The following is an 18,967-nucleotide window of genomic DNA, read 5'->3' as shown; positions in this document are numbered from 1 at the left end:
GCCGGTGGCCACCGGCCAAGACGCTAAATCGCTTCCATCGCACAAATCATGCCCGTGCAGATACAAGGGGCTCTCTCGCCGATCACGGTGACAGACCGACTCGCGGAGGCTCCCCCTCACCCGGATCGCATCTCCGATGCGATCCGACCTCTCCCCGCAAGCGGGGCGAGGTGCATCCGGCAAGCCGCGCTTACCTCATCCGGAACTGGCACCGCACTTCGGTCGTTATATCGACCGCGTCAATTCGCGCCAATTTGCCAGCGAAGTGTTCACTTCTGTCGGCCACTTTCCGCTAAAATATGCCGGAACGCGTCGCCGATCTTGAGGATACTGCCATGAGTTTCCGCCGCGATGTCATCACCAAGCCGATCTTCGGGTTCGCCCTCGGCGTGATGCCGGCCATGTCGGACACCGAGCGCGAGGCGCTGGAAGCCGGCGACGTCTGGTGGGACGCCGACCTGTTTTCCGGCAATCCCGATTGGTCGAAGCTGCTGGCCTATCCGCAAGCCGAACTGACGGAAGAGGAAAAAGCCTTCTTGAGCGGCCCCGTCGACGAGCTCTGCAAAATGCTCGACGAATGGAAGATTTTCTGGGAATGGCGCGACCTGCCGCGCGAGGTCTGGGATTTCATCAAGCGCGAGAAATTCTTCGGCATGATCATCCCGAAGGAGTTCGGCGGCCTCGGCTTCTCGCCTTACGCGCATTCCGAGGTGGTGCGAAAACTCTCCTCGCGCTCGCTGACCGCCGCCGTCACCGTGATGGTGCCGAACTCGCTCGGCCCCGGCGAGCTCCTGATGCGCTTCGGCACCAAAGAGCAGCAGGAGAAATGGCTGCCGCGCCTGGCCTCCGGCCGCGACATCCCGTGCTTCGGCCTCACCAGCCCCGAAGCAGGGTCGGATGCGGCCTCGATGGTCGACACCGGCATCATCTGCAAGGGCAATTTCGAGGGCAACGAAGTGATCGGCCTGCGCCTCAACTGGCACAAGCGCTACATCACGCTCGGCCCAGTCGCCACATTGCTCGGTCTCGCCTTCAAGGCTTACGATCCCGATCATCTCGTCGGCGACCAGGAAGAGCTCGGCATCACCGTTGCACTGATCCCGACCCACCTGCCTGGCGTCGAGATTGGCCACCGCCATCTGCCGGCAATGCAGGTGTTCCAGAATGGCCCGAACTGGGGCCGCGACGTCTTCATCCCGCTCGACTACATCATCGGCGGCAAGGAGCGGCTGGGTGAGGGCTGGAAGATGCTGATGACGGCGCTCGCCGCCGGCCGCGGCATCTCGCTGCCGTCATTGTCGGCTGCCGGTGCCGCCTATGCCGCTCGCACCACCGGTGCCTATGCCCGTATCCGCGAACAGTTCGGCATCTCGATCTCCAAATTCGAAGGCGTCGAGGAGCCGCTGGCGCGGATCGTCGGCACCACCTATTTGCTCGACGCCGCGCGGCGGCTGACCTGCGCCGCGCTGAACGCCGGCCATCACCCCGCGGTCATCTCCGGCATCATGAAACTGCACGCCACCGAGCGGATGCGGATCGCGATCGATGACGCCATGGACATCCATGGCGGCAAGGCCGTGATCGACGGCCCGCAGAATTATCTCGGCAATCTGCATCGCGCGGTGCCGGTCGGCATCACCGTGGAAGGCGCCAACATCCTCACCCGCAATCTCATCGTGTTCGGCCAGGGTGCGATCCGCGCTCATCCGTACCTGCTGGAGGAGATGACCGCGCTCGGCGAGGCCGACCGCGCTAAGGGCCTGGATGCCTTCGACAAGGCGCTATGGAAGCACATCGGCCATACCTTCAAGACCATGTTCCGCGCCATGGGCCGGAGTTGGACCTTCGGCTTGTTCGCGCCGGCGCCCGATGCGGGCGATGCCACGAAATTCTACCGCCAGCTCTCGCGCTATTCCTCAGCCTTCGCAATTTGCGCCGACATGGCGCTGCTGACGCTCGGCGGCGCGCTCAAGCGCAGGGAGATGCTCTCGGCCCGTTTCGGCGACATCCTCTCCGAGCTCTATCTGCTCTCCGCCGCGCTGAAGCGCTGGCAGGATGAAGGCCGGCAGAAAGAAGATTTCGCCGCGCTCGAATGGTGCATGGCGAGCGGCTTTAAAACCATCGAGAACCGTTTTGCGGAGATTCTCGCCAACCTGCCAAACCGGTTCGTGGCTGTAATCCTGAAGTTCTTGATCCAACCGTTCGGCGCCCGCGTGCTCGGCCCCTCCGACCGCGTCGTGCATCAGTGTGCCGCCCTTGTGCTGGAGCCATCGGACGCGCGCGATCGAGTCACCCCCGATCTCGCCTTCGTCGAGGACGACGGCGGCGTGGCGCGGCTGGAAAAGGCCTTCCGCCTGGTTGCCGCGACCGACGATATCGCGAAGCAGATGCGCGCCGCGCGCCTGCGCGATCCGGATGAAGCAGTGAAGAAGGGCGTCATCACGCAATCCGATGCAGATAAGCTAGTCGCCGCCCGCGCGGCGGTCGCCGCGGTGATCGAGGTCGACGATTTCGCGCCCGAGGCGCTGTCGCCGATTTACAGGAAGGGTGCCGACGTGCATCAGTTCTTCCAGGAATTGGGAGAGCAGAGGGCTGCGAGCTGATGGCGCGACCGGTCTTTATCGTCGACGGCAGCCGTACGCCGTTCCTGAAGGCGCGCTCCGGTCCAGGGCCGTTCACGCCTGTTGACCTCGCCGTGCAATGCGGCCGGCCGCTGCTGGCGCGGCAGCCGTTCGCGCCCGATAGCTTCGACCAGGTGATCCTCGGCTGCGTCAATGTCATTGCCGACGAGATGAACCCGGCGCGCGTCGCGGCGCTCCGGCTTGGCATGGGCGAGAAGATGGTCGCCTTCACCGTGCAGATCAATTGCGGCTCCGGCATGCAGTCGATCGACACCGGCTATCGCTACATCCGCGAAGGCACAGCCGATCTCATCCTCGCCGGCGGCGCCGAGGCGCTGAGCCATGCGCCATTGGTCTGGCCCAACGCCGGCGTGCGTTGGTTTGCTGGCCTTGCCGGCGCCAAGAGCATGGGTGCGAAGATCGCCGCCTTCTTCAAGCTCCGTCCCGGCTATTTCAAGCCGATCATCGGCCTGGAGCGCGGGCTCACCGATCCCATCACCGAGCTCAACATGGGCCAGACCGCCGAGGTCGTCGGCCATCTCTTCGGCATCACCCGCGCGCAATCGGATGCCTATGCCGCCGAGAGCCACCGCCGCCTGGCAAAAGCGCAGAGCGAAGGCTGGCTGAAGGGCGAAGTCGAGACGTCGTTCTCGCGCGACGGCAAGTTCTACGATCACGATGACGGCGTCCGCCCGGACTCGACGCCGGAGACGTTGGCAAAACTGAAGCCGGTATTCGAGCGGCCGTGGGGACAGGTCACCGCGGGCAATTCCTCGCAGATCACCGACGGCGCCTCCTGGGTGATCCTCGCGTCCGAAGAGGCGGTGGCAAAGCACGGGCTGAAGCCGAAGGCCGTCATCCTCGACAGCCAGTGGGCGGCGCTCGATCCTGCTATCATGGGGCTCGGCCCCGTGCTGTCAGCGACCGCGCTGCTGAAGCGCAACGAACTGACCCTGCAGGATGTCGAGACCTGGGAGTTGAACGAGGCCTTTGCGACACAGGTGCTCGGCTGTCTTGCGGCCTGGAACGATGAAAAATTTTGCCGCGAAATTCTCGGCCTCGAGGGCGCGGCGGGCGAGATCGATCGAGCGAAGCTGAATATCGATGGCGGCGCCATCAGCCTCGGCCATCCCGTCGGCACCAGCGGCAACCGCATCGTGCTGCATCTCGTCAACGCCATGAAGCGGCTCGGCACGCGGCGCGGCATCGCCACCGAATGCATCGGCGGCGGGCAGGGCGGCGCCATGCTGATAGAGACGGTGTGATCATGGATTCGCAGATCATGAACATCCTCGCCGACCGCGTGCTCGAACTCGGGCCCGTGCCGGAAGCCGGTCCCTACAAGCATTTCAGGCTGACGCGTGATGGCGACGGCATCGCCTGGCTCCTGTTCGACCGCGAAGGCGCCAGCGCCAACACGCTGAACGCCGAGGTGCTCGAGGAATTCGATGCGGTGCTGTCTTCGCTCGAAAGCCAGCGTCCGACCGGCCTCGTCATCCGCTCGGCGAAGAAGAGCGGCTTCATCGCCGGTGCCGATGTCAATGAATTCCGCGGCGCCAGCGATGCGCGCTTGGTCGAAGCCGAGATCGGCCGCGCGCATGCGGTCATCAACCGGCTCGAAGCGCTGCGCGTGCCGACGGTCGCCGTGATCCACGGCTTCTGCCTCGGCGGCGGCCTCGAAGTCGCGCTGGCCTGCCAGTCGCGGATCGCCATTGATGGCGCGCGCTTCGGCTTTCCCGAGGTGATGCTCGGCCTGCATCCCGGCTTAGGTGGCACCGTGCGCTTCACGCAGCTCGTCAATCCGATGCAGGCGATGAGCCTGATGCTGACGGGCAAGACCATCGATGCGCGCCGGGCCAAATCGCTCGGCCTGGTCGATGCGGTGACGCAGGAGCGCCATGTCAGGAACGCGGTGAAGGACGCGGTGTTCGGCCGCCTGAAGCGCGCCAGGCCCGGGTCGGTCAACACGCTCCTGAACTTCGGCCCGGTGCGCGGCTTTCTCGCTTCGCGCATGCGCAGCGAGGCCGCCAAGGCCGCGCCGCAGGCGCACTATCCCGCGCCTTACGCGCTGATCGATCTCTGGGAAAAATACGGCAGCGAAAAGTCGGCGATGCTGAATGCGGAAAAGCGTTCCTTCGCCGAATTGATGGTGACGCCGACCGCGCAGAACCTGATCCGCGTCTTCTTCCTGCGCGAGCAGATGAAGAAGCTCGCAGGCAGCGGCAACAGGATCGCGCATGTCCACATCATCGGCGCCGGCGCGATGGGCGGCGATATCGCCGCCTGGTGCGCAGGACAGGATCTGCGCGTTACGCTGTCGGACATGAAGCCGGAGCCGATCGCGGGCGCGATCAAGCGCGCCGACGATCTCTACAGGAAGATCATCCGCAAGCGCACGGACGTGCGCGATGCGCATGATCGGCTGATCCCGGATATGGACGGCGAGGGCGTGCGCAACGCCGACCTCATCATCGAGGCGGTGCCGGAAAAGCTCGAGCTGAAGCAGAAGGTCTATGCCGGCATCGAGCCGAAGATGAAGCCGGGCGCAATCCTTGCGACCAACACCTCCAGCATCCCGCTGCAGGATTTGCGCGCGACGCTGGAAAAGCCGGAGCGCTTGCTCGGCCTGCATTTCTTCAATCCGGTCTCGCGATTGCAGCTCGTCGAGGTCGTCAGCCATGACGGCACCGACGCCGAGCTGTTGAAGCAGGCGCTTGCCTTCGTCGGCGCCATCGACCGCCTGCCGCTATCAGTGAAGAGTTCGCCCGGCTTCCTCGTCAACCGCGCGCTGACGCCCTACATGCTGGAAGCGATGCTGCTGCTGGATGAGAAGGTCGATAAATCAGTCATCGATGCGGCCGCGAAGAAATTCGGCATGCCGATGGGGCCGATCGAGCTTGCCGACCAGGTCGGCCTCGATATCTGCCTCGACGTTGGCGACATGCTGCGCTCGAAATTCGGCGACCTGTTGCCGCCGACGCCAGCCTGGCTGCGCGAAAAGGTGACGAAAGGCGAACTTGGCCGCAAGACGGGCAAGGGTTTTTACGTGTGGAAGGATGGTAAGCCAGACAAGACGTCCGCTGTGACATCGACCGCCGAGCCGACACAGGAGATGATCGACCGCCTGGTGCTGCCGATGTCGAATGTCTGCGTCGCCTGCCTGCGTGAAGGCATCGTCGACAATGCCGACGTGGTCGACGGCGCGATGATCTTCGGCACCGGCTATGCCCCGTTCCGTGGCGGTCCGCTGAATTACGCCCGCACGCGCGGTGTCGAGAATGTAGTGTCCACCTTGCAGGCACTCGAGCAGAAGTTCGGCGGCCGCTTCGCGCCCGATGCCGGCTGGGAGAGTTTCAAGTGACTGACACGACCGTTCCGATGGCGCAAAACGAGCCGCAAGGCGATCTCTGCATCCGCACGCTGGCGATGCCGGCGGATACCAACGCCAATGGCGATATCTTCGGCGGCTGGCTGCTCAGCCAGATGGATCTCGGCGGCGGCGTGTTCGCCTCGAAGGTCGCGCGATCGCGCACGGTGACGGTCGCGATCGAAGCGATGAATTTTCGTAAAGCCGTCTATGTCGGCGATCTCGTCTCCGTGCACGCCAACCTTGTGCGGATCGGCCGCACCTCGATCACCGTCCATCTCGAAGCCTGGGTGCTGCGCCGCAAGGAACGGCAATCGATCCTGGTCACCGATGGCAATTTTACTTACGTCTCGATCGACGACCATGGCCAGCCGCAGCCGATCCAGCGCGACGGCGCCACGCTTGCGACGTAACCAAGACGTCTCCTCGCTTACACACAGTTGTTATCAGCCGCTCGTATCCCACACCTCGTGAGAGCAGGTGATTCGGTGTTCGGGAATGCGGCGATATCAGGACAATTCGCCGCGCTGGCCATCGCTTTTCGCGGGACGCAGCAGTGATGAAAGCGCGGAACGATCAGGCTCCCATCACGTTATAGGCCCGCACTTCAATTGGGACTGGGAAATGTCTGATACCTACATCATCGAAGTCGGCTCCAATCCGGCCGGCATCGTCGTGCGCGATGAGCGTGGCTATCGCTTCTTTGCGGCCAGTCCTGAATTCAACCGATTGGAAGGCCAGCTCTTCCGCAACGCCCGCGAAGCCGAGGCGCCGCACGCCGCCTCGCCGACGGCGAGCTGAAGCTGGCATCATAGATTCCAGGAAGCCCGTAGCCAGGATGGAGCGCAGCGCAATCCGGGGAGACGCCATGCCGTGCCGTTTCCCGGATTACGCTGCGCTCCATCCGGGCTACAACTAGCGCGTTGACCTTGGCGCCAAACCGCCGCAGCATGCGGCTTTCGATGTCGCAAGGTGCCGCCGTGCCCGTATTGACCCATCGCCAGACCGAGATCCTAAACCTCGCGCGCGCCTTTGGCCGCGTGATGGTGGAGGACCTTGCCAAACGTTTCGAAGTCTCCGCGCAGACCATCCGCAAGGACCTCAATGATCTCTGCGACCGGCGTTCGCTGACGCGCATCCATGGCGGCGCGATCATCGCCTCCGGCGTGGAAAATCTTGCCTATGAGGCGCGGCGGTTCGTCGCCGCCGAAGAGAAGAAGGCGATTGGGGCGGCAGCCGCCGCGCGCATTCCGAACGGCTGCTCGCTGTTCATCAATATCGGCACCACCACGGAGGAGGTCGCGAGCGCGCTGACCTCGCATGAGGGGCTGCTCGTCATTACCAACAACCTCAATGTCGCGATGCTGCTGTACCGCCATCCCCGCATCGAGGTGGTGGTGGCGGGCGGTACCGTGCGGCGCGCCGACGGCGCCGTGGTCGGCTCGACCGCGACGCAACTGATCGGCCAGTTCAAGGTCGACTACGCGATCATCGGCGCGTCGGCGATCGACGAGGAGGGCGCGCTCCTGGATTTCGACTATCGTGAAGTCCAGGTCGCCCAGGCCATCATCGCCAACGCGCGCAACGTGATGCTGGTGGCGGACTCAACAAAACTCCGCCGCAGCGCCCCGGTCCGCATCGCCCATATCAGCCAGATCCAGACCTTCATCACCGACACCGCATTGCCGGCGGAACTGGCGAACATCTGCCACAGCAGAGGCATCGAGGTGGTCGTGGCGATGGACAAGCCAGCGGCCGACATCGACGACACCACACCCGAGCCCGCGCCAGTGACGCTGCGGAGCGTGTAGCAGCGCTGGTGGCCTCGCCCTTCGAGACGCCCGCTTCGCGGCCTCCTCAGGGTGAGGGGATAGATGCGAGCGCGCCGCTCTCTCCTCCACATCATTGCGAGCGCAGCGAAGCAATCCATCCCTCCACTCGCGCAGGCATGGATTGCTTCGTCGCTATCGCTCCTCGCAATGACGGAAAGGATGGCATGGCCGTCCGCCCCTCATCCTGAGGAGCGCGGAACGCGCGTCTCGGAGGATGAGGCCCGATATCGCCCCGAATCCCGCCTCATCCCCAAGTCGCAGACCCCGGTTCCCCATTTTCGGTTTGCTTTCGTTTTTCGTTGTGATCTAATCGAATCCGAAAGCGAAATCGCCGAAAGCGAACGCGAGCGGCCGGGGAAGCGTCTGTTGGATCGGATTTTCGACCTCGCAATCATTGGGGGCGGCATCAACGGCTGCGGCATCGCGCGCGATGCGGCGGGGCGGGGTAATTCCGTTTTCCTCTGTGAAATGAATGATTTGGCGAGCGGGACGTCGTCCTGGTCGACCAAGCTCGTGCATGGCGGGCTGCGCTATCTCGAATATTACGAGTTCCGCCTGGTCCGTGAGGCCCTGATCGAGCGCGAGATCCTCTGGCAGATCGCGCCCCATATCATCCGCCCTCTGCGTTTCGTTTTGCCGCACCATGCCGGCCTGCGCCCGGCCTGGCTGCTCCGGCTCGGGCTGTTCCTTTATGATCACATCGGCGGCCGGCACCTGCTGCCGCCGACCCGGTCGGTGGACCTCAGTCGCGACGAGGTCGGCAAGCCCCTGATCAAGAATCGCTACGTCAAAGGGTTCGAGTATTCCGATTGCTTCGTCGACGACGCGCGGCTGGTCGTGCTGACCGCGCGCGATGCCGCCGATCGCGGCGCCGAGATCTGCACGCGCACCCGCGCCGTCGAGATCAGGCGGGCTGACGGTCTCTGGAATGTCACGGTCGAGGACGAAGGCAGCGGCGCGCGGCGGACGGTGCGTGCGCGTGCGCTGGTCAATGCCGGCGGTCCATGGGTCGAAGAGGTGCTGACTTCGAGCGCCGGCGTCAACGCGCGCGCAAAAGTGCGGCTCGTGCAAGGCTCGCATATCGTGGTGAGAAAACTCTACGACCACGACCGCGCTTACATCTTCCAGAACGCCGATGGCCGCATCGTCTTCGTGATTCCCTATCAGAATGATTTCTCGCTGATCGGCACCACTGACCGTGACTATGACGGCGACCCCGCCAAGGTGAAGGCGACGGAGGAGGAGATCAGTTATCTCTGCGCTTCCGTCAGCGAGTATCTCGCAAAGCCGGTGAAGCGGGAGGATGTGGTCTGGACCTATTCCGGTGTGCGCCCGCTCTATGATGACGGTGCGAGCGAGGCCAAGGCCGCCACACGCGATTACGTGTTCGAGCTCGATACGCCCGGCGGCGTGCCGCTGCTCTCGATCTATGGCGGCAAGATCACGACCTATCGGCGATTGGCGGAAGAAGCGCTTGAGCGCCTTGCGCCCTATTTGCGCAGCGCGAAAGCCCGCGAGGGCTGGACCGGCAAGTCGCCGCTGCCCGGCGGCGACATGGATGTCTCCGCGGTCGATGCGCTCGCTGCGGAACTCGTGCGCGACTATCCGTTCCTGTCGGCGCCGCATGCGAGCCGGCTCGCACACGCCTACGGCACGCGTGCGACAAAAGTACTCGGCAGCGCGAAATCGATCGGCGATCTCGGAAAGTCCTTCGGCGCCACCTTGACGGAAAGCGAAGTCAGGTACCTGATGGCGAACGAATGGGCGTTGACCGCCGAAGACATCGTCTGGCGCCGCTCCAAACTGGGTTTGAGGATGTCGGCCGCCGAGATATCGGCGCTCGACGAATGGATCGCCGCTCATGGACTGTCCGGCGAACGTCCGCTACGCGAGGCGGGAGGACGGCCATGAGCGTCACGCTCGACCACGTCACGCGCACCGTGGACGGCATCCCGGCCATCCACGATGTCGCGCTGACGCTCGAGCGCGGCACGCTGAGCGTGCTGCTCGGGCCGACGCTATCAGGCAAGACCTCGATCATGCGGTTGCTCGCCGGCCTCGACAAGCCGACGAGCGGCCGCGTGCTGGTCGACGGTGCGGACGTCACCGGCATCGATGTGCGCCAGCGCTCGGTCGCGATGGTCTACCAGCAGTTCATCAACTATCCCTCGCTCTCGGTCTATGAGAACATCGCCTCGCCCTTGCGTGTGCAGGGACGGCCGCGCGAGGAGATCGACAAGCGCGTGGCGGATGCCGCAAAGCTGTTGCGGCTTGAGCCCTTTCTGAAGCGCACGCCGCTGCAGCTCTCCGGTGGTCAGCAGCAGCGCACCGCGATCGCGCGCGCGCTGGTCAAGGGCGCCGACCTCGTGCTGCTCGACGAGCCGCTCGCCAATCTCGATTACAAGCTGCGCGAAGAACTGCGCACCGAACTGCCGCGCATCTTCGAGGCCTCAGGCGCGATCTTCGTCTACGCCACCACGGAGCCGTCGGAAGCGCTGCTGCTCGGCGGTGACACCATCTGCATGTGGCAAGGACGCGTGCTGCAGGCCGGCGCCAGCTCGCGGGTGTATCGGCAGCCCGAGACGCTGCGCGTCGCTCAGGTCTATTCCGATCCGCCGCTCAACATCGTCAATATCGAGAAGAGGCACGGCACCGTGCACTATGCCGGCGGCACGCGCGCGCCCGCGACCGGCCTTTATGCGAACCTTGCCGATGGCGCCTATCGGGTCGGCTTCCGCGCGCATCAGCTCGAAGTCGCGAAAGGCGCCGCCGGCCGTCACGTATTTCCGGCTACCGTCAGCGTGACCGAGATCACCGGCTCCGAGAGTTTTATCCATTTGCAGCGCGATTCCGCCAATTGGGTCGCGGTGCTGCACGGCGTGCATGAGTATGAACCGGGGAAGGCGCTCAACGTCGCGCTCGATCCCGACAACGTCTTCGTGTTCGACCTGGCCGACCGCCTGGTCGCCGCGCCCGGCCGCACTTGAGGGAGATGGCGCATGTCCCGCATTGACCTCGTCGATCTCGCCCACTCCTACAGCGGCGATAACGCGCCGCCGGAATCCTTCGCCTTGAAGCCGGTGACGATGACGTGGCGGCAGGGCGGCGCCTATGCGCTGCTCGGCCCCTCCGGCTGCGGCAAGACCACGCTGCTCAATCTCATCTCGGGCATCGTGACGCCGTCGCGCGGAAAGATCCTGTTCGACGGCAAGGACATCACGCCGCTGTCGACGCAGAAGCGCAACATCGCGCAGGTGTTCCAGTTTCCGGTCATCTACGACACCATGACGGTCGGCGAGAATCTGGCCTTTCCGCTCAAGAACCGCGGCGTGCCGAAGGCGGAGATATCAGCGCGCGTGAAGCGGATCGCCGAGCTGCTCGATCTTGCGCCCTACCTCAACCGCAAGGCGACGCGGCTCACCGCCGATGCCAAGCAGAAGATCTCGCTCGGCCGCGGCTTGGTGCGATCCGATGTCGCCGCGATCCTGTTCGACGAGCCGCTGACCGTCATCGATCCCGAATTGAAATGGCAGCTCCGTTCGAAATTGAAGGCGCTGCACCGCGAGCTCGACCTCACCATGATCTATGTCACCCACGACCAGACGGAGGCGCTGACCTTTGCCGATACCGTCGTCGTCATGCATGACGGGCGCGTGGTGCAGAGCGGCACACCGGCTGAACTATTTGATAAGCCCGCGCACACCTTTGTCGGCTATTTCATCGGCTCGCCCGGCATGAACATCGTGCCGGCGCATGTCGATGGGCGCGAGGCGCGCATCGATGGCCACACCATCGGCCTGCATCGCAATTACGGCGTGCTGCCCGCCGGCGCGAAGATCGAGATCGGGGTGCGGCCGGAGTTCGTCGACGTCGCGCCGCCCGCCTCGGGCCTGCTGGCGGCAACGATCGAGCGGATCGACGATCTCGGCCGCATCCGATTTGCGCGGGTGCGCGTCGGCGATTCAAAGTTCGCCGCGCGCGTGCCGCCGGGATTCTCGGTGCCGGACAACAACGCCGGGCTCGTGTTCGATCCCGCGCATGTGCACGTCTATGCCGACAGCCGCCTGGTCGAGGGGGTCGCCTGATGGACAAGACGGTCAACCAGAAAGCCTGGTTCCTGGTGCTGCCGGTGTTCCTGGTGGTCGCGTTCTCCGCGGTGCTGCCGCTGATGACGGTGGTGAACTATTCGATGCAGGACACTTTCGGCAACAACCAGTTCTTCTGGAACGGCGTCGGCTGGTTCAAGGAATTGCTCGATCCCACCACCGACCTCGGCGAACGCTTCTTTGCATCGCTCTGGCGCAACCTGATCTTCTCCGCGATCATCCTCGCGATCGAGATACCGCTCGGTATCGTCGTCGCGTTGTCGATGCCGCGCGAGGGCTGGACCGTCGCCGTCTGCCTCGTGATCCTGGCGCTGCCGCTGTTGATCCCGTTTAACGTGGTCGGCACCATCTGGCAGATCTTCGGCCGTCCAGATATCGGCCTGCTCGGCTACACCCTCAACAGCCTGGGTATCCCTTACAACTACGTCTCCAACGAACTCGACGCCTGGGCGACCGTGATCGTAATGGACGTCTGGCACTGGACCAGTCTGGTGGCGCTGCTCTGCTATGCCGGCCTGAAGTCGATTCCGGATGCGTACTATCAGGCAGCGCAGATCGACGGCGCATCGCGCTGGGCGGTGTTCCGCGCGATCCAGTTGCCGAAAATGAACCGCGTGCTCCTGATCGCGGTGCTGCTGCGCTTCATGGACAGCTTCATGATCTACACCGAGCCGTTCGTCGTCACCGGCGGCGGGCCGGGCAATTCGACCACTTTCATCTCGATCGAGCTCGTCAAGATCGCGCTCGGTCAGTTCGATCTCGGCAAGGCCGCGGCGCTGTCGCTGGTCTACAACCTTATCATCCTGATCGTCTGCTGGGTGTTCTACACCGTCATGACCAATGCCGGCGCCGAGCGCCCGCAAAAAGAGGGAGCTGTGTGATGGGCACGATTCCCGGGCGCCGCCTCATCATCTCGCTGTTCCTGATCTTCCTGTTGTTGCCGATCTACTGGCTCATCAACATGAGCTTCAAGACCAACAGCGAGATCGTCTCGACCATGACGCTGTGGCCGCACCAGCCGACGATCGAGAACTACAAGCGGATCTTCACCGACGAGAGCTGGTATTCCGGCTATATCAACTCGCTGAAATATGTCGTCATCAACACCGTGATCTCGATCTCGGTGGCGCTGCCGGCGGCTTACGGCTTCTCGCGCTACCGCTTCCTCGGCGACAAGCATTTGTTCTTCTGGCTGCTTTCCAACCGCATGGCGCCGGCCGCGGTCTATGCGCTGCCGTTCTTCAACCTCTATTCCGCGATCGGCCTGTTCGATACGCCCTGGGCGGTGGCGCTGGCGCATTGCATCTTCAACGTTCCGCTCGCGGTCTGGATCCTCGAAGGCTTCGTCTCCAGCGTGCCGCGCGAGATCGACGAGACTGCGTTCCTCGACGGCTATTCTTTCCCGCGCTTCTTCATCAAGATCCTGGTGCCGCTGATCGCGAGCGGCATCGGGGTGGCCGCCTTCTTCTGCTTCATGTTCTCCTGGGTCGAGCTGTTGCTCGCGCGCACGCTGACCTCGGTGGATGCCAAGCCGATCTCGGCGGTGATGACGCGCACGGTCTCCGCCGCCGGCATGGATTGGGGCCTGCTCGCCGCGGCCGGCGCGCTCACGATCATCCCGGGCGCGCTCGTGATCTGGTTCGTCCGCAACTATATCGCGCGCGGCTTCGCGCTCGGTCGCGTGTAGGAGGCGCCCCATGGAAAGCATCGCATGGATGGCCTGGACGCTGCCGACGGCGATCTTCTTTGCGCTGCTCGGCATGACGCTGGCGGTGATGACCTGGCTCGCGGTCGCCTATCCCGAAGCCGAGCGGGTCGGCGTGCTCAGGATTCCGACCACGCGCGGCGATCGTCTCTTCATCTCGCTGGTGCTCGCCGCCGTCATCCATCTCGTCTGGATCGGCGTCGTCGGCACCGACTCCATCACCACGCTGCCCATCGGGGAGGAGGGCGTCGAGCTTTCGAGCCTGTGGCTCGCCACACTGATTTCGCTTGCCACGGCCGTTGTGATTTTCCGCACCGTCTGAGGAAGTGAAGAAGAGCAGATCCGGGGCCAACCCGGACCTGAATTGTTTTGTCGCTATATCAGGAGGAAACGCCATGCGACATTTGAGAGGAACCACCAGGGGCCGTCTGCTTACGATGACCAGCGCCGCCGCGCTGATCGCGGCCGCCGCCACCGTCAGCGCACCGGCGCGCGCCGACGACGCCGTCAACCAGAAATGGATCGACAGCGAATTCCAGCCTTCGACCCTGTCGAAGGAAGACCAGATGAAGGAGCTGCAATGGTTCGCGAAGGCGGCCGAGCCCTTCAAGGGCATGGAAATCAACGTCGTGTCGGAAACCATCACGACGCATGAATATGAGGCGAAGACCCTCGCCAAGGCATTCAGCGAAATCACCGGCATCAAGCTCAAGCACGACACCATCCAGGAAGGCGACGTCGTCGAGAAGCTGCAGACCCAGATGCAGTCCGGCAAGAACGTCTATGACGGCTGGATCAACGATAGCGACCTGATCGGCACGCATTTCCGCTACGGCCAGACCATCGTGCTGTCGGACTACATGACCGGCGAGGGCAAGGACGTCACCGATCCCTATCTCGAAGTCAACGACTTCATCGGCAAGTCGTTCACGACAGCGCCGGACGGCAAGCTCTATCAATTGCCAGACCAGCAGTTCGCCAACGTCTACTGGTTCCGCTACGACTGGTTCACCAACCCCGACTACAAGGCCAAGTTCAAGGCCAAGTATGGCTACGAGCTCGGCGTGCCCGTGAACTGGTCGGCGTATGAAGATATCGCCGAGTTCTTCACCAACGACATCAAGGAAATCAACGGCGTCAAGGTCTACGGCCATATGGACTATGGCAAGAAGGACCCCTCGCTCGGCTGGCGCTTCACCGACGCCTGGCTGTCGATGGCGGGCAATGGCGACAGGGGCATTCCGAACGGTCTGCCGGTCGACGAGTGGGGCATCCGCATGGAAGGCTGCCGTCCCGTGGGTTCGTCAGTCGAGCGCGGCGGCGACACCAATGGTCCGGCCGCGGTCTACTCGATCACCAAATATCTGGAGTGGCTGAAGAAGTATGCCCCGCCGCAGGCGCAGGGCATGACCTTCTCTGAATCGGGCCCGGTGCCGGCGCAGGGCAACATCGCCCAGCAGATCTTCTGGTACACCGCGTTCACTGCCGACATGGTGAAGCCCGGCATTCCCGTCATGAACGCGGACGGCACGCCGAAATGGCGCATGGCCCCGTCGCCGCACGGCTCGTACTGGCGGGAAGGCATGAAGCTCGGCTATCAGGACGCCGGCTCGCTGACGCTTCTGAAGTCGACGCCGGCGGATCGCCGCAAGGCGGCCTGGCTCTATCTGCAGTTCATCGTCTCCAAGACGGTGTCGTTGAAGAAGAGCCATGTCGGTCTCACCTTCATCCGCGAGTCCGACATCTGGGACAAGTCGTTCACCGAGCGCGCGCCGAAGCTCGGCGGCCTGATCGAGTTCTACCGCTCGCCCGCGCGCGTGCAGTGGACCCCGACCGGCAACAATGTGCCTGATTATCCGAAGCTCGCCCAGCTCTGGTGGCAGAACATCGGCGATGCGTCGTCGGGTGCGAAGACGCCGCAGCAGGCGATGGACGCTCTGGCCGCGGCCCAGGATTCGGTGATGGAGCGGCTCGAGAAATCAGGCGTGCAGGGCGCCTGCGGTCCGAAGCTGAACAAGAAGGAGAAGGCGGAATACTGGTTCGCCAAGGCCGAGAAGGACGGCACCATCGCGCCCCAGCGCAAGCTCGCCAACGAGAAGCCGAAGGGCGAGACAGTCGACTACGACACCCTGATCAAGTCGTGGCCCGCCACCCCGCCGAAGCGTGCGGAAGCGAAGTAAGCTCCCGCAACGCCGTCTTGGCCGGGCTCGTCCCGGCCATCCACGCGTTGCCGCGGGTATGGAAAGACGTGGATGCCCGGGACAAGCCCGGGCATGACGGAATCCATCGGACAGTAAGCACGTGGTGGAATAGATTCCGGGTTCAGCCCTGCGGGCTGCCCCGGAATGACAGTGGGAGAAAGACGTCGTTCTTTCCACCCGTCATTGCGAGCGAAGCGAAGCAATCCATCTCTCCACTTGCGGCAGGCATGGATTGCTTCGTCGCTGTCGCTCCTCGCAATGGCGGCGGTATTCGCGGCTACTCCGCCGCCTCCACCGCCTCCAGCGTCGGATAGTCCGTATAACCCTTCGCGCCGCCGCCGTAGAACGTGTTCTTGTCCCATTCGTTCAGCACGGCGCCCTGCTTCAGACGCTCGACCAGGTCGGGGTTGGAGATGAACAGCTTGCCGAACGCGATCAGGTCGGCGGCGCCGGATTCCAGCACCTTGTTCGCCAGCGCGAAGTCATAGCCGTTGTTGGCCATATACGCCTGCTTGAAGCGCTTGCGTAATGACGCATAGTCGAACGGCGCGACATCGCGCGGCCCGCCGGTCGCGCCTTCGATGACGTGGATATAGACCAGCTTCAGCGCATTGAGCCCATCGACGATGTAATCGAACAGCGGCTGCGGGTTGGAGTCGGAGACGTCATTGGCCGGGGTCACCGGCGAGATGCGGATGCCGGTGCGCTCGGCGCCGACTTCCGCGGCCACCGCCTTGGAGACTTCCAGCATCAGCCGCGCGCGATTCTCGATCGAGCCGCCATAGGCATCGGTGCGCTTGTTGGTGCCATCCTTGGCGAACTGGTCGAGCAGATAGCCGTTGGCGCCATGGATCTCGACGCCGTCAAATCCGGCTTCGATCGCGTTCGCCGCGCCGCGCCGGAAGTCTTCGATGATGCCGGGTATTTCGGAAAACTCGAGCGCTCGCGGTTCGGACACATCGGTAAAGCTGCCGCCCACGAAGGTCTTGGTCTTGGCGCGGATCGCGGATGGCGCAACCGGCGCGCCGCCGTTCGGCTGCAGCAAGGTGTGGGAGATGCGGCCGACATGCCAGAGCTGGATGAAGATGCGTCCGCCGCGCGCATGCACGGCGTCGGTAACCTTGCGCCATCCCGCAATCTGTTCCTTCGAATAGATGCCGGGCGTGTCCTGGTAGCCTTGGCCCTGTTGCGAGACCTGGCTCGCCTCGGTGATCAGGAGGCCGGCGGAGGCGCGCTGCGCGTAATAGTCGACCGCGAGCGGGCTCGGCACCATGCCGGGCGGCACCGCGCGGTTGCGCGTCAACGGTGCCATCGCCGCCCGATTGGGCAGCGTCAGCGGACCAAGCTTGAGGGGCTCGAACAGTTTGGAGGATTGGCTCATGGGAGGCTTTCCGGAAATGAACGATACGCAACATTTGTGCATCGCGGCGATGGGCGCAATGCCCCAGCCATTCTTCTCGTGCAGACTAGCAACGCGCGGTGTTCGGTCGCTTGACTGGCGTCAAAAGCGGCACATGCAGGCGAACATAGTAGGATTTGTTGCAAATCAGGATACGTGCAGCAAAACGACCTCTTGAGGAAGCCTGTCACAGAGGCGTCATTTCCCGAAGCGGGTCTAACGAACGGCCGGCATTGCCGCTTCCGTCGGCTGGGCGCGCCCGCGCATCCGCGCCAGCAGCTCCGCTGATGGCCAGGAATCCGCCGGTAGTCCATATTTGATCTGCATCGCCTTCACCGCGCTGCGGCTCGCCTGTCCGAGCACGCCGTCGACCTTGCCGACATTGAAGCCGGCGCGCACCAGGTGCTGCTGCAATTCCTTGATCTCGTTGAACGGCAATTGCGCCACCGGTGCCGAAGGCCGCAGCATCGGCGGGCTGCCTGCGATGCGGCTCGCCAGATACCCGGCGGTGGTCGAATAGATCAGCGAATTGTTCCATTCGGTGTAGGCGGCGAAATTCGCATAGGCCAGGAACGCCGGCCCCATCCGTCCCATCGGCAACAGCAGCGAGGCCGGCATGTCGTCATTCGGCAGTGGCCTTCCATCAGCAAAGGTTATTCCCAGTTGCGCCCATTTCGAGCGCGGCAGCTTGGTCGTGAGGTCGGCCTGGTCCCACGGAAAGTTGGAAGCGGTCACGCGCACTTCCTGCAGCCACGGCTCGCCGCGCCGCCACTTCAATCCGTTGGCGATATAGTTCGCAGTCGAGCCGATCACGTCGGGCCCGCTGCGCAAGAGATTGCGATGGCCATCGCCGTCATAGTCGACGGCATAGTTGAAATAGTGCATCGGCAGGAATTGCGTCTGCCCGAGCTCGCCGGCCCAGGAGCCGACCATCTCATCGGCCGAAAGGTCACCGCGGTCGATGATCTTCAAGGCCGCGATGGTCTCGTTCTGGAACATCTCCGAGCGCCGGCAATCATAGGCAAGCGACACCAGCGAAGGCAGCGTTGGAAGGTTGCCCATGTTGGCGCCGAAGTCGCTCTCCAGTCCCCAGAACGCCGCGATCACCGCCGGCGGCACGCCGTATTCCTTCTCCGCGCGTGCGAACGCCGCCGCATAAGTCTTGATGTGCTGCTGCCCCTGCTGCATCCGGTAGGGCGCGGCCATTCTCCCTGCGAACTCGGTGAAGATCTGTCCGAACACGCGCTGCCCGCGGTCGCGGTTGACGATGCCCTGGTTGTAGACGAGGTACGGCGAGGCTTCCGCGATCGCCTGCTGCGACACGCCTTCGGACACCGCGCGCTGCTTGAGATCGGCGAGGAAGCGCTCGAAGCTTTGGCCATTATGGCAGGCCGCCGCGCGCGAGGAGGGCACCGTCGCAGGCCGCGCGGCCGCCGGTGCCTGACGTGTGGGTGCCGGCAACAATTGCTGCGCGGAGGCCGCAGACGAAAACGCCGCAATCATCGTGACGGCCGCGATCGCAAATCGGGTCTTGAACATCAGAACTCGCCGGTAGGGAATGGGCTTACGAAAGATAGTAATGATCTTACGTGAAGCTTTACGCCCAAGCTATCCCTCACTCCGCCGTCGTCCCGGGCTTGCGCGCCGCGGCGAAGCCTCGGCGTAGCCGGGACCCGGGACCCATATGTGGACGGCCCCCGTGGCACAAGAGCTTTTGAGGTGATCGGATCGCTGCA

Annotated in this window: 14 protein-coding genes and 1 pseudogene; 13 read left to right on the top strand and 2 right to left on the bottom strand. The window is 63.8% G+C overall.

Translation table 11 applies throughout. From position 1 onward, the window contains the following. Nucleotides 1-335: 335 nt before the first annotated feature. The 13 genes and pseudogenes from AAFX91_RS25385 (at nucleotide 336) to AAFX91_RS25325 (ending at nucleotide 15,811) form a co-directional block, all read left to right on the top strand. Nucleotides 336-2,603, top strand: a complete 2,268-nt coding sequence (locus AAFX91_RS25385) for an acyl-CoA dehydrogenase (protein ID WP_394568431.1) — start codon at nucleotides 336-338, stop codon at nucleotides 2,601-2,603. Next, entirely contained in the window at nucleotides 2,603-3,886 is a 1,284-nt protein-coding gene (locus tag AAFX91_RS25380) for an acetyl-CoA C-acetyltransferase (RefSeq protein ID WP_130576834.1), read from the top strand. The genes AAFX91_RS25385 and AAFX91_RS25380 overlap by 1 nt, the downstream gene beginning before the upstream one ends. A 2-nt stretch (nucleotides 3,887-3,888) precedes the next feature. Next, nucleotides 3,889-5,982, top strand: coding sequence for a 3-hydroxyacyl-CoA dehydrogenase NAD-binding domain-containing protein (locus tag AAFX91_RS25375; protein ID WP_165420941.1), 2,094 nt, complete (start codon nucleotides 3,889-3,891; stop codon nucleotides 5,980-5,982). 17 nt (nucleotides 5,983-5,999) lie between these two features. Then, nucleotides 6,000-6,401, top strand: coding sequence for an acyl-CoA thioesterase (locus tag AAFX91_RS25370; protein WP_130576855.1), 402 nt, complete (start codon nucleotides 6,000-6,002; stop codon nucleotides 6,399-6,401). Nucleotides 6,402-6,612: 211 nt separating this feature from the next. After that, nucleotides 6,613-6,803: pseudogene (locus tag AAFX91_RS25365) on the top strand (hypothetical protein). Between the two features lie 147 nt (nucleotides 6,804-6,950). Then, nucleotides 6,951-7,799: a DeoR/GlpR family DNA-binding transcription regulator gene (locus tag AAFX91_RS25360; RefSeq protein ID WP_394568428.1), complete on the top strand. Its 849-nt coding sequence runs from the start codon at nucleotides 6,951-6,953 to the stop codon at nucleotides 7,797-7,799. Nucleotides 7,800-8,186: 387 nt separating this feature from the next. Then, nucleotides 8,187-9,731, top strand: a complete 1,545-nt coding sequence (gene glpD, locus AAFX91_RS25355) for a glycerol-3-phosphate dehydrogenase (protein WP_130576837.1) — start codon at nucleotides 8,187-8,189, stop codon at nucleotides 9,729-9,731. Continuing rightward, nucleotides 9,728-10,807 carry an ABC transporter ATP-binding protein gene (locus AAFX91_RS25350; protein WP_394568426.1) on the top strand — a complete coding sequence of 360 codons (1,080 nt, stop codon included), beginning with the start codon at nucleotides 9,728-9,730 and terminating at the stop codon, nucleotides 10,805-10,807. The genes glpD and AAFX91_RS25350 overlap by 4 nt, the downstream gene beginning before the upstream one ends. A 12-nt stretch (nucleotides 10,808-10,819) precedes the next feature. Further along, nucleotides 10,820-11,905, top strand: a complete 1,086-nt coding sequence (locus AAFX91_RS25345) for an ABC transporter ATP-binding protein (RefSeq protein WP_394568424.1) — start codon at nucleotides 10,820-10,822, stop codon at nucleotides 11,903-11,905. Then, entirely contained in the window at nucleotides 11,905-12,807 is a 903-nt protein-coding gene (locus AAFX91_RS25340) for a carbohydrate ABC transporter permease (RefSeq protein WP_130576840.1), read from the top strand. The genes AAFX91_RS25345 and AAFX91_RS25340 overlap by 1 nt, the downstream gene beginning before the upstream one ends. Continuing rightward, complete coding sequence (locus AAFX91_RS25335; RefSeq protein ID WP_130576841.1) at nucleotides 12,807-13,613, top strand: carbohydrate ABC transporter permease; 807 nt, start codon at nucleotides 12,807-12,809, stop codon at nucleotides 13,611-13,613. Before AAFX91_RS25340 ends, AAFX91_RS25335 begins: the two co-directional genes overlap by 1 nt. A gap of 10 nt (nucleotides 13,614-13,623) precedes the next feature. Continuing rightward, nucleotides 13,624-13,953, top strand: a complete 330-nt coding sequence (locus tag AAFX91_RS25330) for a DUF2160 domain-containing protein (RefSeq protein WP_282532149.1) — start codon at nucleotides 13,624-13,626, stop codon at nucleotides 13,951-13,953. Nucleotides 13,954-14,068: 115 nt separating this feature from the next. Further along, nucleotides 14,069-15,811 carry an ABC transporter substrate-binding protein gene (locus tag AAFX91_RS25325; protein WP_282532164.1) on the top strand — a complete coding sequence of 581 codons (1,743 nt, stop codon included), beginning with the start codon at nucleotides 14,069-14,071 and terminating at the stop codon, nucleotides 15,809-15,811. Between the two features lie 298 nt (nucleotides 15,812-16,109). Here the strand turns inward: AAFX91_RS25325 and AAFX91_RS25320 are convergent, their stop codons facing one another. Together AAFX91_RS25320 and AAFX91_RS25315 are read right to left on the bottom strand one after the other, a co-directional pair. Next, nucleotides 16,110-17,213, bottom strand: a complete 1,104-nt coding sequence (locus AAFX91_RS25320; RefSeq protein ID WP_394568421.1) for an alkene reductase — start codon at nucleotides 17,211-17,213, stop codon at nucleotides 16,110-16,112. 234 nt (nucleotides 17,214-17,447) lie between these two features. Next, on the bottom strand, nucleotides 17,448-18,770 hold the full coding sequence (locus tag AAFX91_RS25315) for a lytic murein transglycosylase (RefSeq protein ID WP_394568419.1): 1,323 nt from the start codon (nucleotides 18,768-18,770) through the stop codon (nucleotides 17,448-17,450). Nucleotides 18,771-18,967 lie beyond the last annotated feature (197 nt).

Origin of the sequence: Bradyrhizobium sp. 31Argb, from assembly GCF_043638955.1 — a bacterium.
Classification (GTDB): domain Bacteria; phylum Pseudomonadota; class Alphaproteobacteria; order Rhizobiales; family Xanthobacteraceae; genus Bradyrhizobium.
The sequence above is the reverse complement of the archived record's forward strand: the minus strand, read 5'-3'. Positions and strand labels throughout refer to the sequence as shown.

Coding starts and splice junctions, on each gene's coding strand:
- AAFX91_RS25345 (WP_394568424.1), top strand. CDS start 10,820: ATGTCCCGCATTGACCTCGTCGATCTCGCCCACTCCTACAGCGGCGAT.
- AAFX91_RS25385 (WP_394568431.1), top strand. CDS start 336: ATGAGTTTCCGCCGCGATGTCATCACCAAGCCGATCTTCGGGTTCGCC.
- AAFX91_RS25320 (WP_394568421.1), bottom strand. CDS start 17,213: ATGAGCCAATCCTCCAAACTGTTCGAGCCCCTCAAGCTTGGTCCGCTG.
- AAFX91_RS25380 (WP_130576834.1), top strand. CDS start 2,603: ATGGCGCGACCGGTCTTTATCGTCGACGGCAGCCGTACGCCGTTCCTG.
- AAFX91_RS25370 (WP_130576855.1), top strand. CDS start 6,000: ATGGCGCAAAACGAGCCGCAAGGCGATCTCTGCATCCGCACGCTGGCG.
- AAFX91_RS25330 (WP_282532149.1), top strand. CDS start 13,624: ATGGAAAGCATCGCATGGATGGCCTGGACGCTGCCGACGGCGATCTTC.
- AAFX91_RS25375 (WP_165420941.1), top strand. CDS start 3,889: ATGGATTCGCAGATCATGAACATCCTCGCCGACCGCGTGCTCGAACTC.
- AAFX91_RS25325 (WP_282532164.1), top strand. CDS start 14,069: ATGACCAGCGCCGCCGCGCTGATCGCGGCCGCCGCCACCGTCAGCGCA.
- AAFX91_RS25360 (WP_394568428.1), top strand. CDS start 6,951: ATGTCGCAAGGTGCCGCCGTGCCCGTATTGACCCATCGCCAGACCGAG.
- AAFX91_RS25350 (WP_394568426.1), top strand. CDS start 9,728: ATGAGCGTCACGCTCGACCACGTCACGCGCACCGTGGACGGCATCCCG.
- AAFX91_RS25335 (WP_130576841.1), top strand. CDS start 12,807: ATGGGCACGATTCCCGGGCGCCGCCTCATCATCTCGCTGTTCCTGATC.
- AAFX91_RS25340 (WP_130576840.1), top strand. CDS start 11,905: ATGGACAAGACGGTCAACCAGAAAGCCTGGTTCCTGGTGCTGCCGGTG.
- AAFX91_RS25315 (WP_394568419.1), bottom strand. CDS start 18,770: ATGTTCAAGACCCGATTTGCGATCGCGGCCGTCACGATGATTGCGGCG.